We start from the raw sequence: 11,741 nt of genomic DNA, 5'->3' as shown, positions 1-11,741 counted from the left end.
CAACGCACCCGCACCCGACGACGATACGATGCCCGGGTCGGACCGTATTCGGCCAACCCCCGGAGGGAAAATGGCAGGGGAACCCCAGGACGACTGCCTGTTCTGCAAGATCGTCGCAGGCACCATCCCGGCGACGATCGTCCGCCAGACGGAGACGACCCTCGCCTTCCGCGACATCAACCCCCAGGCTCCCACCCACGTCCTCGTGATCCCCAAGGCCCACCACGAGAACGCCGCCGCCCTCGCCGCCGCCGACCCGGCCCTGGCCGCGGACGTGCTCCGCGAGGCACAGGCCGTCGCCGACGAGGAGAAGCTCGACAGCTACCGCATCGTCTTCAACACCGGCAGCGGCGCCGGCCAGACCGTCTGGCACGTGCACGGCCACGTCCTCGGCGGCCGCGGCCTCGAATGGCCCCCGGGATAACCGCCTTGTCCGTACGCGAACTGGTCGTCCTCGGCACCGCCAGCCAGGTCCCGACCCGCCACCGCAACCACAACGGCTACCTGCTGCGCTGGGACGGCGAGGGCATCCTGTTCGACCCCGGCGAGGGCACGCAGCGCCAGATGCTGCGCGCCGGGGTCGCCGCGCACGACCTCAACCGGATCTGCGTCACGCACTTCCACGGCGACCACTGCCTGGGCCTCGCCGGCGTGATCCAGCGCGTGAACCTCGACAAGGTCCCGCACCCGGTCACCGCCCACTACCCCCGCTCCGGTCAGCGCTTCTTCGACCGGCTCCGGTACGCGACCGCCTACCGGGAGACCGTCGGCATCACCGAGGCACCGGTCGACTCCGACGGGCCCCTCGCCCGCACCGGCGGCTACACGCTGGAGGCCCGCAAGCTGTCGCATCCGGTGGAGTCGTACGGCTACCGGCTGACCGAGCCCGACGGCCGCCGCATGCTGCCCGAGCGGCTCGCCGCGCACGGGGTGAAGGGCCCGGACGTGGGCCGGATCCAGCGCGAGGGATCGCTCGGCGGGGTCACCCTGGAGGACGTCAGCGAGGTGCGGCGCGGCCAGCGGTTCGCGTTCGTCATGGACACCCGCCTGTGCGACGGCGTGTACGCGCTGGCCGAGGGGTGCGACCTGCTGGTCATCGAATCGACGTTCCTCGACGAGGACGAGCGACTCGCCGTGGAGCACGGGCACCTGACCGCGGGGCAGGCGGCGCGGGTGGCCCGGGACACGGGTGTGCGGCACCTCGTGCTCACCCACTTCAGTCAGCGCTACACCGACCCGGACGAGTTCGAGCGGCAGGCCCGGGCCGCCGGGTACGAGGGCGAGCTGACCGTGGCGCACGACCTGCTGCGGGTGCCGCTTCCGAAGCGTCGGTGAAACGCCCGTACGATGCGTTGATGCCCATCCCCAAAGCCGAACTGCACCTGCACATCGAAGGCACCCTGGAACCGGAGCTGGCCTTCGAGCTCGCCACGCGCAACGGCCTCACGCTGCCCTACGCCGACACGGACGAGCTGCGCGAGGCCTACCGCTTCGAGGACCTCCAGTCGTTCCTGGACCTGTACTACGAGCTCATGGCCGTCCTGCGCACCGAGCGGGACTTCGAGGACCTGGCGAACGAGTACCTGGCCCGGGCCGCCGCTCAGGGCGTGCGGCACGCGGAGATCTTCTTCGACCCGCAGGCCCACACCGGCCGCGGTCTGGAGCTCGGCACGGTCGTCGAGGGGCTGTGGCGGGCGCTGGGGCGGAGCGAGGAGAACCACGGGGTCTCGACCCGGCTGATCCTGTGCTTCCTGCGCGACGAGCCCGCCGAGTCGGCCCTGGCCACCCTGGAGGCGGCCGAGCCCTACCTGGACCGCATCACCGGCGTGGGCCTGGACTCGGCGGAGGTCGGGCACCCGCCGGTGAAGTTCCGCGAGGTCTACGCGGCCGCCGCCGCGCTCGGTCTGCGCCGGGTCGCCCACGCGGGCGAGGAGGGCCCGCCGGAGTACATCACCGAGGCGCTGGACGTGCTCGGCGTCGAGCGGGTCGACCACGGGCTGCGCTGTGTGGAGGACCCGGCGCTGGTGGAGCGGCTGGTGCGGGACCGCGTGCCGCTGACGCTGTGCCCCCTGTCGAACGTCCGGCTGCGCACCGTCGGCACCCTGGCCGACCACCCGCTGCCCGCCATGCTGGACGCCGGCCTCATGTGCACGGTCAACTCCGACGACCCGGCCTACTTCGGCGGCTACGCCGGCGACAACTTCGACGCCGTGCGCGCGACCCTCGGGCTGGACCGGGAGCGGCTGCGCGAGCTCGCCCGCAACTCCTTCCTCGCCTCCTTCCTGGAGAACGACGAGGAGCTGCGGGCGCGGTACCTCGCCGAGGTCGAGGCGTACACCTTCGCCTAGGCGGGCCTCAGAGGGCCTCCGAACCCGCCTTGCCGTAGGCGCGCTGGGCGGGGACGGCCGGGGTGTCCACGGCGATCTCCACCACCGGCTGCTCCGGGGCGCCGATCTCGGGGACCGCGCCGGCCGGGGCGCCGGTGGCGGCGGCGACCAGGGCGGCCGGGTGCCCGCCGCGGCGGCGGATCGCGCCGGGCAGCAGCGGGCGCCCGCCGGTGTGCAGGGCCACGGCGGTCATCGGCAGCGCGATCACCAGCAGGCCGGCGCCGAGGACCAGGCCCATGACCGGGAAGCCGGCCTGCGCCGACAGCACACTGCCGGTCAGCGGACCGGCGGCCGTGCCCAGCGAGGAGGCCGAGCCGACCAGGACCGCCCAGCGCCCGCGCGGGTCGAGCGAGGCGGCCAGCCCGATCAGGTACGACAGCACCACCGGGTACAGCGTGTTCCAGGCGATCTCGCCGGCGGCGAAGCTGCCCAGGCCGGTCGCGGACGCGCTGAGCACGATGCAGCCCGCGATGAGGACCGTGCCCGCGCCGATCGGCACGGCCCGTCCGAGCCGCGCGCCGAGGGCACCGGCCGCGAGGACTCCGGCCAGTCCGGCGCCCAGCGCCACGGCGAACACCGCGCCGACGGTCGCCTCGTCGAGGTGGGCCTGTTCCCGCCCGATGCGTCCGCTCACGCCCCACAGGGAGTTCTGGGCGAGCGACCAGCAGACCATGGCGGCGGCCAGCACCAGCCCGGAACGGGCGTGCGGCAGGCGGGCCCTGTCCCGCCGGGCCGGTGCGGCGGGCACGCCGGAGGGGAGCCGGCCGGTCAGCGGCCAGACGGCCAGGGCCGTGAGGGCGATCGCGGCCAGCGGCAGGCCGTGCCCCGGGCCGAGGTGCGGCACCGTCAGGTACACGGCGCCCGCGAGGGCGGAGACACTCAGCAGCCCGGCGGTGGAGGCGCGGTGCGGGTCGCTCCCGCACGTCCTCGACCCCGCCCGACCCGGGGGCGCCCCCAGGCCGGCGATGAGGGTGGCGGCGACGGTGGTGGCCGTGCCGGAGCCGAGGCCGCCGACCATCGCGCCGGCGACGACGGCCGGGACGGCCGAGGTCAGGGCGGCGCCGCCGTAGCCGAGCACGGCCAGGACGAGGCCGAGCCGGGCGAGGGTGCGGGCGCCGATCCGTTCCACGCGGGAGGCCAGGGCGAATCCGGCGGCGGCCGAACTCAGCAGCAGCGCGCTGCCGACGGCACCGGCCTGCGTGGCGGAGAGCGGAAGGGCCGAGTCGAGCCTGCCGACGGTGGTCGGGAGCAGGTACGGAGCGAGGTACCCGGCCGTGAAGAGGGCGACGAGGGGCCAGGGGGTGGTGCGGGGGGCGAGCACGGGCGTTCCCAGGGCATGCGAAAGGAGCGGCGGGAGAAGGGGGATGGGGCGACGACCGTCGACGGACAGGAACGCGCGGGCAATTTGTATCAAGCAAGCACTCGGGCACGGGAGCCCGGGGGGTGTGATGTGGAACACGTTGCGTTTGGGGTGGTGAAGCCCGGGTAAACGAGCGGCTTCCTCCGGGCGTTCCGGGGGTACCCGCCGCTCCTCGTGCGCGTCTTCCGCTAGCGCCAGTGCACCGATCCGGCACCCGCCGGCACCGTCGCCTCGATCTTCGCCCGGATCTCCCGCATCACGGCGACGATCCGCTCCTCGTGCTCCGGGGTGAGCCGCGCGACGGGCACCGAGCAGCTGATCGCGTCCTGCGCCGGGGTGTCGTAGCGCAGCGCGAACCCGAAGCCGACGATGCCGGGCACGCCCTCCTCGCGGTCCACGGACCAGCCGCGGTCGCGGATCCGCGCGAGGTCGGCCGCCAGGGACTCCCGGCCGGTGTGCGAGTTCGGCGTCAGCGCCTGGTACGGACCCTCGGGCAGCTCCTCGTCGGGGCGTTCCGCCAGCAGCGCCTTGCCCAGGGCGCCGGCGTGCGCGGGCAGGCGGCGTCCCACCCGGCTGATCGTTCTCAGGTACTCGTGCGACTCCCGCGTCGCCAGGTACGCCACGTCCCGGCCGTCCAGGCGGCCCATGTGGATGGTCTCGCCGAGCGCCTCGGACGCCTCGTCGAGGTACGGCCGCACCACCCGGACCCGGGGATCGGAGTCCAGATAGCTGGTGCCGGTGAGCAGCGCGTGGATGCCGATGCCGTACAGGGAGCCGGTGACGTCGGTGCGGACCCAGCCGCGGGAGATCAGGGTCTGCAGCAGGGCGTACATCGAGCTGCGCGGCACGTCCAGCGCGTCGGCCAGTTCCCGGAGCCGGGCCGGGCGGTCGCCGCGCGCCGCGAGGAGTTCCAGCAGCTCGACCGTGCGCGCCGCGGACTTCACCTCGCGGACGCCCCCTGTGTCTGACATGGGCCGATCGTAATCGTCCGGTGGCGCCCTGTTGACGCCCACTGTTCACCTACCTAGCCTTCATCCTCATACGTGGATCACGTCTACATAAGGAGATGACCGTGAGCGCTGGACCGGTGGCGGTCGCGCGGCGGCTGCGGGAGGGAATGGCGGGCGGGGTGCTGTCCTTCCCGCTGACGAGCTTCCGCGACGACGGCGCCCTCGACCCGGACGGTTTCCGCGGCTGTGTCGCCGAGCGGCTCGCCGCCGCGCCCGGCGCCGTCTTCCCCGCCTGCGGCACCGGCGAGTTCTTCTCGCTGGACGAGGACGAGTACCGGCAGGTCGTCACCATCGCCGTCGAGGAGGCGGCCGGCCGCGTCCCCGTCGTCGCGGGCACCGGCTACGGCTGGGCGCAGGCCGCCCGGTTCGCGCGCATCGCCGAGGACGCCGGGGCCGACGCGCTGCTCGTCCTGCCGCACTACCTCGTCGCCGTCCCGCAGGACGGCCTGGTCGCCCAGCTGGAGCAGCTCGCCGCCCGCACCCCGCTGCCCCTGATCGCCTACCAGCGCGGCCAGGTCGCCTTCACCGCCGACTCGCTCCGGCGCGTCGCCGCCCTGCCCACCGTCATCGGCCTGAAGGACGGCCACGGCGATCTCGACCGGATGCAGCGCCTCACGCTCGCCGCGCCCGAGGAGTTTTTGTTCTTCAACGGGGCCGCCACCGCCGAGGTCCAGGCCCGCGCCTACGCCGCCGTCGGCGTCCCGGCCTACTCCTCCGCCGTCCACGCCTTCGCACCCGAGATCGCCGGCGCCTTCTTCACCGCCCTGCGCGACGGCGACCGGGGAACGGTCGACAAACTGCTGCGCGACTTCTACGTCCCGCTCGTCGAACTGCGCGACCGCGTCCCCGGATACGCCGTGTCCCTGGTGAAGGCCGCCGCCCGGCTGCGCGGCCACCCCGTGGGCCCGGTGCGCGCCCCGCTCACCGACCCCTCGCCCGCCGACCTGGCCGCCCTCGGCACCCTCCTCGCCGCCGGACTCGACCTCGTGGGAGCCGCCCTGTGAACCTGACCGTCACGGACGTCCGGCTGACGCCGGTCCTGGTCGCCGACCCGCCGCTGCTCAACACGCAAGGAGTGCACCAGCCGTACACGCCCCGGCTGATCGTCGAGGTCGTCACGGCGGACGGCATCACCGGCGTGGGGGAGACCTACGGCGACACCAAGTACCTGGAGCTGGCCCGGCCCTTCGCCGAGCGGATCACGGGGCGGCGGGTCAGCGACCTCAACGGGCTGTTCGCGGTCGCGGACGAGGTCGCCGTGGACGCCTCCCGCGTCGAGGACGCCATCGACGTCGGCGGACTGCGGGGCGTGCAGACGGCCGGCAAACTGCGGCTGTCCGTGCTCTCCGCGTTCGAGGTCGCCTGCCTCGACGCCCTCGGCAAGGCCCTCGGACTGCCCGTGCACGCCCTGCTCGGCGGCAAGGTGCGCGACACCGTCGAATACAGCGCCTACCTGTTCTACAAGTGGGCGGGCCACCCCGCGGGCGTACCGGCCGGACAGGACGACTGGGGCGCCGCCCTCGACCCCGCGGGCGTGGTGGAGCAGGCCCGGCGGTTCACCGAGCGGTACGGCTTCACCTCCTTCAAGCTCAAGGGCGGCGTCTTCCCGCCCGACGAGGAGATCGCGGCCGTGCGCGCGCTCGCCGAGGCCTTCCCCGGGCGCCCGCTGCGGCTGGACCCCAACGGCGCCTGGTCCGTGGAGACCTCCCTGCGGGTGGCCGGGGAGCTCGGCGACGTCCTGGAGTACCTGGAGGACCCCACCCTCGGTACCGCCGGCATGGCCGAGGTCGCCGCGCGGACCGGCGTGCCGCTGGCCACCAACATGTGCGTGACGACCTTCGCCGAGATCAGGGAGGCCTTCACCCGCGGCGCCGTGCAGGTCGTGCTCTCCGACCACCACTACTGGGGCGGACTGCGCAACACCCAGCAGCTCGCCGCCGTCTGCCGCGCCTTCGGCGTCGGCGTGTCCATGCACTCCAACACCCACCTCGGCATCTCGCTCGCCGCCATGACCCATGTGGCCGCCACCGTCCCGGACCTCCACCACGCCTGCGACTCCCACTACCCCTGGCAGTCGGAGGACGTCCTCACCGAACGGCTCGCCTTCGCGGGCGGCCGGGTGGCGGTGTCCGACGCCCCCGGACTCGGCGTGGAACTCGACCGCGACCGGCTGGCCGCGCTGCACCGGCGGTGGCTGGAGGACGACGGCGCGCTGCGCGACCGCGACGACGCGGCCGCCATGCGGATCACCGACCCGGCGTGGGTGACGCCGCCGCTGCCGCGCTGGTAGCGCCGCCCGGTCGGGCGCGGGGCGCGCGGGGGACCGGCGCGCGCTGACGGAACGGGTGGGTCCCGCGTGATCGGCGTCACGTTGTCGGTGGCGTGGTGCAGACTGGCCTGATCCGCACCACGTCAGGGAGCGCATCGTGATCGCGTCCACCGCCCCGGCCGGTAAGGGCCCGGCCGGAAAGGGATCGCACCGCCAGACCCAGGTCGATCCCCTCGCCCCGCTGCGCAGGCCGGACGACCCGCCCTGGGACGTCTACCTCACCGGCACGGTCTTCCTCGACATCGTCTTCACCGGCCTCGACTCCGCCCCGGTGCGCGGGACGGAGTCCTGGGCGCGGGGGATGGGTTCGAGCCCCGGCGGTGTCGCCAACATGGCCACCGCGCTCGCCCGCCTCGGCCTGCGCACGTCCCTCGCGGCGGCCTTCGGTGACGACCACTACGGCGACTACTGCTGGGACGCCCTGGAGCACGGCGAGGGCATCGACCTCTCCCCGTCGCGCAGGGTGCCCGGCTGGCACTCCCCGGTCACCGTCTCCATGGCCTACGAGGGCGAGCGCACGATGGTCTCGCACGGCCACGAGCCGCCCCCCGAGGAGCCGGCCCCCGCCTGCCCGCCCCGGGCCCGTGCCGCCGTCGCCTCCCTCGCGCCCGGCGTCAGCGCGCCGTGGATCGCCCAGGCCGCGAGCGAGGGCACCCGGGTCTTCGGCGACGTCGGCTGGGACGACACCGGGGCGTGGGACCTCGCCGGCCTGCCCGACCTGCGGCACTGCGAGGCGTTCCTGCCGAACGCGGAGGAGGCCATGCGGTACACCGGCGCGGACTGCCCGCGGGCCGCCGCCCACGCCCTGACCGAGTACGTGCCGCTGGCCGTGGTCACCCTGGGGGCGGACGGGGCGTACGCGGTGGACCGGCGGACCGGGGAGACGGCCGAGGTGCCCGCGATCGAGGTCGAGGCGCTCGATCCGACCGGGGCCGGGGACGTGTTCGTCGCCGGGTTCGTGGCCGGGACGCTGGCGGACTGGCCGCTGGCGGACCGGCTGGCCTTCGCCGGGCTGACGGCGGCGCTGTCGGTGCAGGAGTTCGGGGGCTCGCTGTCGGCGCCGGGCTGGTCGGAGATCGCCGCGTGGTGGCGGAAGGTGCAGTCCGTGGAGGGACAGTCGGCGGTGGCGCTGGAACGGTACGGGTTCCTGGCCGGCCTGGTGCCGGAGGAACTGGTGCGGCCCTGGCCGCTGCGGCGGGCCGTCCCCACGATCGGCTTCCGCCGCTCGGCGTGAGGCCCCGCGGCCCGGGAGCACGCGCCCCGGCCACGGAAGTCCTGGTGACGAACCCCGCTCCCAAAACCCCTACGGCGTTGTCACTCCACCGTCGTACCCTGGGAGTCGCGAGGCCGCCCTCAGCTACGCGGCCGTGACGAGGAGGAACCGCAGGCCTTCAGCGCCGGCCCATGACTCAGACACCCACAGCTCACACCCCCGCGCAGGAGCAGGCGAGAGCGCAGTTCACCGTCCCCGCCCAGCACCCCATGGTGACCGTTCTGGGGTCCGGCGACTCCCTCCTGCGCGTGATCGAGAAGGCCTTCCCGGCGGCCGACATCCACGTCCGGGGCAACGAGATCAGCGCGGTCGGCGACCCCGTGGACGTCGCCCTCATCGCCCGCGTGTTCGACGAGATGATGCTGGTGCTCCGCACCGGGCAGCCGATGACGGAGGACGCAGTGGAACGCTCGATCGCCATGCTCAAGGCGAGCGACAGCGGCGAGAGCGACGGCCAGGAGACCCCGGCCCAGGTGCTCACGCAGAACATCCTGTCCTCACGCGGCCGCACGATCCGCCCCAAGACGCTCAACCAGAAGCGCTACGTGGACGCGATCGACAAGCACACGATCGTCTTCGGCATCGGCCCGGCCGGTACGGGCAAGACGTACCTGGCGATGGCCAAGGCGGTACAGGCCCTGCAGTCCAAGCAGGTCAACCGCATCATCCTGACCCGCCCCGCGGTCGAGGCCGGCGAGCGCCTCGGCTTCCTGCCGGGCACGCTCTACGAGAAGATCGACCCCTACCTGCGCCCGCTGTACGACGCGCTGCACGACATGCTCGACCCGGACTCGATCCCGCGCCTGATGGCGGCGGGCACGATCGAGGTCGCGCCGCTCGCCTACATGCGCGGCCGCACGCTCAACGACGCCTTCATCATCCTGGACGAGGCCCAGAACACGAGCCCCGAGCAGATGAAGATGTTCCTCACCCGCCTCGGCTTCGACTCGAAGATCGTGATCACGGGTGACGTGACGCAGGTCGACCTCCCCGACGGCACGAAGTCCGGTCTGCGGCAGGTCCAGGACATCCTGGACGGCGTGGAGGACGTGCACTTCTCGCGGCTGTCGTCGCAGGACGTCGTCCGGCACAAGCTGGTGGGCCGTATCGTCGACGCGTACGAGCAGTACGACACCAAGCACGGCACCCAGAACGGCGCGCACAAGGGCCGCGGCAAGTCCGGGCACAAGGGGAAGTAGACACACACAGCACCATGTCGATCGACGTCAACAACGAGTCCGGAACCGAGGTCGACGAGCAGGCGATCCTCGACATCGCCCGCTACGCGCTCGCGCGGATGCGCATCCACCCGCTCTCCGAGCTCTCGGTGATCGTCGTGGACGCCGACGCCATGGAGCAGCTCCACATCCAGTGGATGGACCTCCCCGGCCCGACGGATGTCATGTCCTTCCCGATGGACGAGCTGCGCCCGCCGTCCAAGGACGACGACGAGCCGCCGCAGGGACTGCTCGGCGACATCGTGCTGTGCCCGGAGGTCGCCGAGAAGCAGGGCAGGGAAGCGGAGACGCAGCACTCCATGGACGAGGAGCTCCAGCTCCTCACCGTCCACGGCGTGCTGCACCTGCTCGGCTACGACCACGAGGAACCGGACGAGAAGGCCGAGATGTTCGGCCTCCAGGCGGCCATCGTGGACGGCTGGCGCGCGGAGCGGGGCCTGACCGGCCCGTCCCCGGCACCGACGGTCTCGTAGCCGCCGATGAGTCCGCAACTCGCCCTGGGCGCCGTCGCCCTGGTGGTCGTGGCCTGGCTCGCCGCCTGCGCGGAGGCGGGCCTCGCCCGTGTCTCCAGCTTCCGCGCCGAGGAGGCCGTGCGCTCCGGCCGCCGTGGCAGCGCCAAGCTCTCCCAGGTCGCCGCCGACCCGACCCGCTACCTCAACGTGGCGCTGCTGGTGCGCGTCGCCTGCGAGATGGCCGCCGCCGCGCTGATCACCTACGGCTGCCTCAAGGAGTTCGACGGCACCACCGAGGCCCTGCTGATCGCCATCGCGGTCATGGTCCTCGTGTCGTACGTCGCCGTCGGGGTCTCGCCGCGCACCATCGGCCGCCAGCACCCGCTGAACACGGCGACCGTCTCCGCGTACGTCCTGGTGCCGCTGGCCCGGATCATGGGCCCGATCCCGTCGCTGCTGATCCTCATCGGCAACGCGCTCACGCCCGGCAAGGGCTTCCGGCGCGGCCCGTTCGCCTCCGAGGCGGAGCTGCGCGCGCTGGTCGACCTCGCCGAGAAGGAGTCGCTCATCGAGGACGAGGAGCGCCGCATGGTGCACTCGGTCTTCGAGCTGGGCGACACGCTGGTCCGCGAGGTCATGGTGCCGCGCACGGACCTGGTGGTCATCGAGCGGTTCAAGACCATCCGCCAGGCCCTCACCCTCGCCCTGCGCTCCGGCTTCTCGCGCATACCGGTCACCGGCGAGAGCGAGGACGACATCGTCGGGATCGTGTACCTGAAGGACCTGGTCCGCAGGACGCACATCAGCCGCGACGCCGAGTCCGAGCAGGTGTCCACGGCCATGCGCCCGGCGTTCTTCGTGCCCGACACCAAGAACGCGGGCGACCTGCTGCGCGAGATGCAGAAGGAGCGCAACCACGTCGCCGTCGTCATCGACGAGTACGGCGGCACGGCCGGCATCGTCACCATCGAGGACATCCTGGAGGAGATCGTCGGCGAGATCACCGACGAGTACGACCGGGAACTGCCGCCCGTGGAGGACCTCGGCGAGGACCGCTTCCGGGTCACCGCCCGCCTCGACATCGGCGACCTGGGCGAGCTGTACGGCCTGGAGGCGTTCGACGACGAGGACGTCGAGACGGTCGGCGGGCTGCTCGCCAAGGCACTGGGCCGGGTGCCCATCGCCGGGGCCTCGTCCGTCGTCGCCCTCCCCGACGGCCGGGAACTGCGCCTGACCGCGGAGGCCGCGGCCGGCCGGAGGAACAAGATCGTGACGGTGCTCGCGGAGCCCGTGGACCCGCCGGACCCACCGCGGGAGGAGAAGCCGGAGTGACCCCCCGGGAACTGCGCGCGTTCTGCCTGTCCTTCAACGCGGCGGAGGAGGACTTCCCCTTCGGCCCGGAGATCTCGGTGTTCAAGGTGCGGGGCAAGCTCTTCGCCCTCTCCTTCCTGGACGCGCGCCCCCTGAAGGTCAACCTCAAGTGCGACCCGGACGAGGCGGTCCGCCTGCGCCGCGAGCACGAGGGGCTGATCGTGCCGGGCTGGCACATGAACAAGCGCCACTGGAACACGGTCACCGTGGACGCGGACCTCCCGGACCGGCTGGTCCGGGAGCTCATCGAGGACTCCTACGACCTCGTCGTGTCCGGCCTGCCGCGAGCGGACCGCCTCCGCCTCGACCGTCCGTGACGCT

General features: G+C 73.1%; 12 protein-coding genes. 10 read left to right on the top strand and 2 right to left on the bottom strand.

Annotated features, from left to right (window positions below):
• The first annotated feature begins 70 nt into the window (after positions 1–70).
• From AC07DA_RS17145 to AC07DA_RS17135, 3 genes are read left to right on the top strand one after another with little or no spacing between them, the layout of a single operon-like run.
• Positions 71–424 carry a histidine triad nucleotide-binding protein gene (locus AC07DA_RS17145; RefSeq protein ID WP_479128920.1) on the top strand — a complete coding sequence of 118 codons (354 nt, stop codon included), beginning with the start codon at positions 71–73 and terminating at the stop codon, positions 422–424.
• 5 nt (positions 425–429) lie between these two features.
• Complete coding sequence (locus AC07DA_RS17140) at positions 430–1,335, top strand: ribonuclease Z (protein ID WP_479128918.1); 906 nt, start codon at positions 430–432, stop codon at positions 1,333–1,335.
• Between the two features lie 20 nt (positions 1,336–1,355).
• A complete protein-coding gene (locus AC07DA_RS17135) occupies positions 1,356–2,348 on the top strand; it encodes an adenosine deaminase (RefSeq protein ID WP_479128916.1) in 993 nt (330 codons plus the stop codon).
• A gap of 7 nt (positions 2,349–2,355) precedes the next feature.
• Here AC07DA_RS17135 and AC07DA_RS17130 read toward each other — a convergent pair whose 3' ends face one another.
• Together AC07DA_RS17130 and AC07DA_RS17125 are read right to left on the bottom strand one after the other, a co-directional pair.
• On the bottom strand, positions 2,356–3,708 hold the full coding sequence (locus tag AC07DA_RS17130) for an MFS transporter (RefSeq protein WP_479128914.1): 1,353 nt from the start codon (positions 3,706–3,708) through the stop codon (positions 2,356–2,358).
• 227 nt (positions 3,709–3,935) lie between these two features.
• Positions 3,936–4,718: an IclR family transcriptional regulator gene (locus AC07DA_RS17125; RefSeq protein WP_479128912.1), complete on the bottom strand. Its 783-nt coding sequence runs from the start codon at positions 4,716–4,718 to the stop codon at positions 3,936–3,938.
• Positions 4,719–4,813: 95 nt separating this feature from the next.
• Here AC07DA_RS17125 and AC07DA_RS17120 point away from each other — a divergent pair, with 95 nt between their 5' ends.
• From AC07DA_RS17120 to AC07DA_RS17090, 7 genes are all read left to right on the top strand, one after another.
• Positions 4,814–5,761, top strand: a complete 948-nt coding sequence (locus AC07DA_RS17120; RefSeq protein WP_479128910.1) for a 5-dehydro-4-deoxyglucarate dehydratase — start codon at positions 4,814–4,816, stop codon at positions 5,759–5,761.
• The gene (locus AC07DA_RS17115) at positions 5,758–7,047 is read left to right on the top strand and encodes a glucarate dehydratase family protein (protein ID WP_479128908.1); all 1,290 of its coding nucleotides are present in this window, start codon (positions 5,758–5,760) and stop codon (positions 7,045–7,047) included. Before AC07DA_RS17120 ends, AC07DA_RS17115 begins: the two co-directional genes overlap by 4 nt.
• Before the next feature lie 136 nt (positions 7,048–7,183).
• Positions 7,184–8,320, top strand: a complete 1,137-nt coding sequence (locus AC07DA_RS17110; RefSeq protein WP_479128906.1) for a carbohydrate kinase family protein — start codon at positions 7,184–7,186, stop codon at positions 8,318–8,320.
• Positions 8,321–8,490: 170 nt separating this feature from the next.
• Positions 8,491–9,558: a PhoH family protein gene (locus AC07DA_RS17105; protein ID WP_479128904.1), complete on the top strand. Its 1,068-nt coding sequence runs from the start codon at positions 8,491–8,493 to the stop codon at positions 9,556–9,558.
• 14 nt (positions 9,559–9,572) lie between these two features.
• Positions 9,573–10,070, top strand: coding sequence for an rRNA maturation RNase YbeY (ybeY, locus tag AC07DA_RS17100; RefSeq protein WP_311686795.1), 498 nt, complete (start codon positions 9,573–9,575; stop codon positions 10,068–10,070).
• 6 nt (positions 10,071–10,076) lie between these two features.
• Positions 10,077–11,381, top strand: a complete 1,305-nt coding sequence (locus AC07DA_RS17095; protein ID WP_479128901.1) for a hemolysin family protein — start codon at positions 10,077–10,079, stop codon at positions 11,379–11,381.
• A complete protein-coding gene (locus AC07DA_RS17090; protein WP_479128899.1) occupies positions 11,378–11,737 on the top strand; it encodes an MmcQ/YjbR family DNA-binding protein in 360 nt (119 codons plus the stop codon). Before AC07DA_RS17095 ends, AC07DA_RS17090 begins: the two co-directional genes overlap by 4 nt.
• Positions 11,738–11,741 lie beyond the last annotated feature (4 nt).

The organism is Streptomyces sp. NPDC044921 (genome assembly GCF_056432865.1).
This window is presented reverse-complemented; position numbering and strand designations above follow the sequence as displayed.

Bases quoted from the DNA above. Each gene is read 5' to 3' on its own strand.
- AC07DA_RS17145 (WP_479128920.1), top strand. From the start codon at position 71: ATGGCAGGGGAACCCCAGGACGACTGCCTGTTCTGCAAGATCGTCGCA.
- AC07DA_RS17135 (WP_479128916.1), top strand. From the start codon at position 1,356: ATGCCCATCCCCAAAGCCGAACTGCACCTGCACATCGAAGGCACCCTG.
- AC07DA_RS17125 (WP_479128912.1), bottom strand. From the start codon at position 4,718: ATGTCAGACACAGGGGGCGTCCGCGAGGTGAAGTCCGCGGCGCGCACG.
- AC07DA_RS17120 (WP_479128910.1), top strand. From the start codon at position 4,814: ATGACCGTGAGCGCTGGACCGGTGGCGGTCGCGCGGCGGCTGCGGGAG.
- AC07DA_RS17105 (WP_479128904.1), top strand. From the start codon at position 8,491: ATGACTCAGACACCCACAGCTCACACCCCCGCGCAGGAGCAGGCGAGA.
- ybeY (WP_311686795.1), top strand. From the start codon at position 9,573: ATGTCGATCGACGTCAACAACGAGTCCGGAACCGAGGTCGACGAGCAG.
- AC07DA_RS17095 (WP_479128901.1), top strand. From the start codon at position 10,077: ATGAGTCCGCAACTCGCCCTGGGCGCCGTCGCCCTGGTGGTCGTGGCC.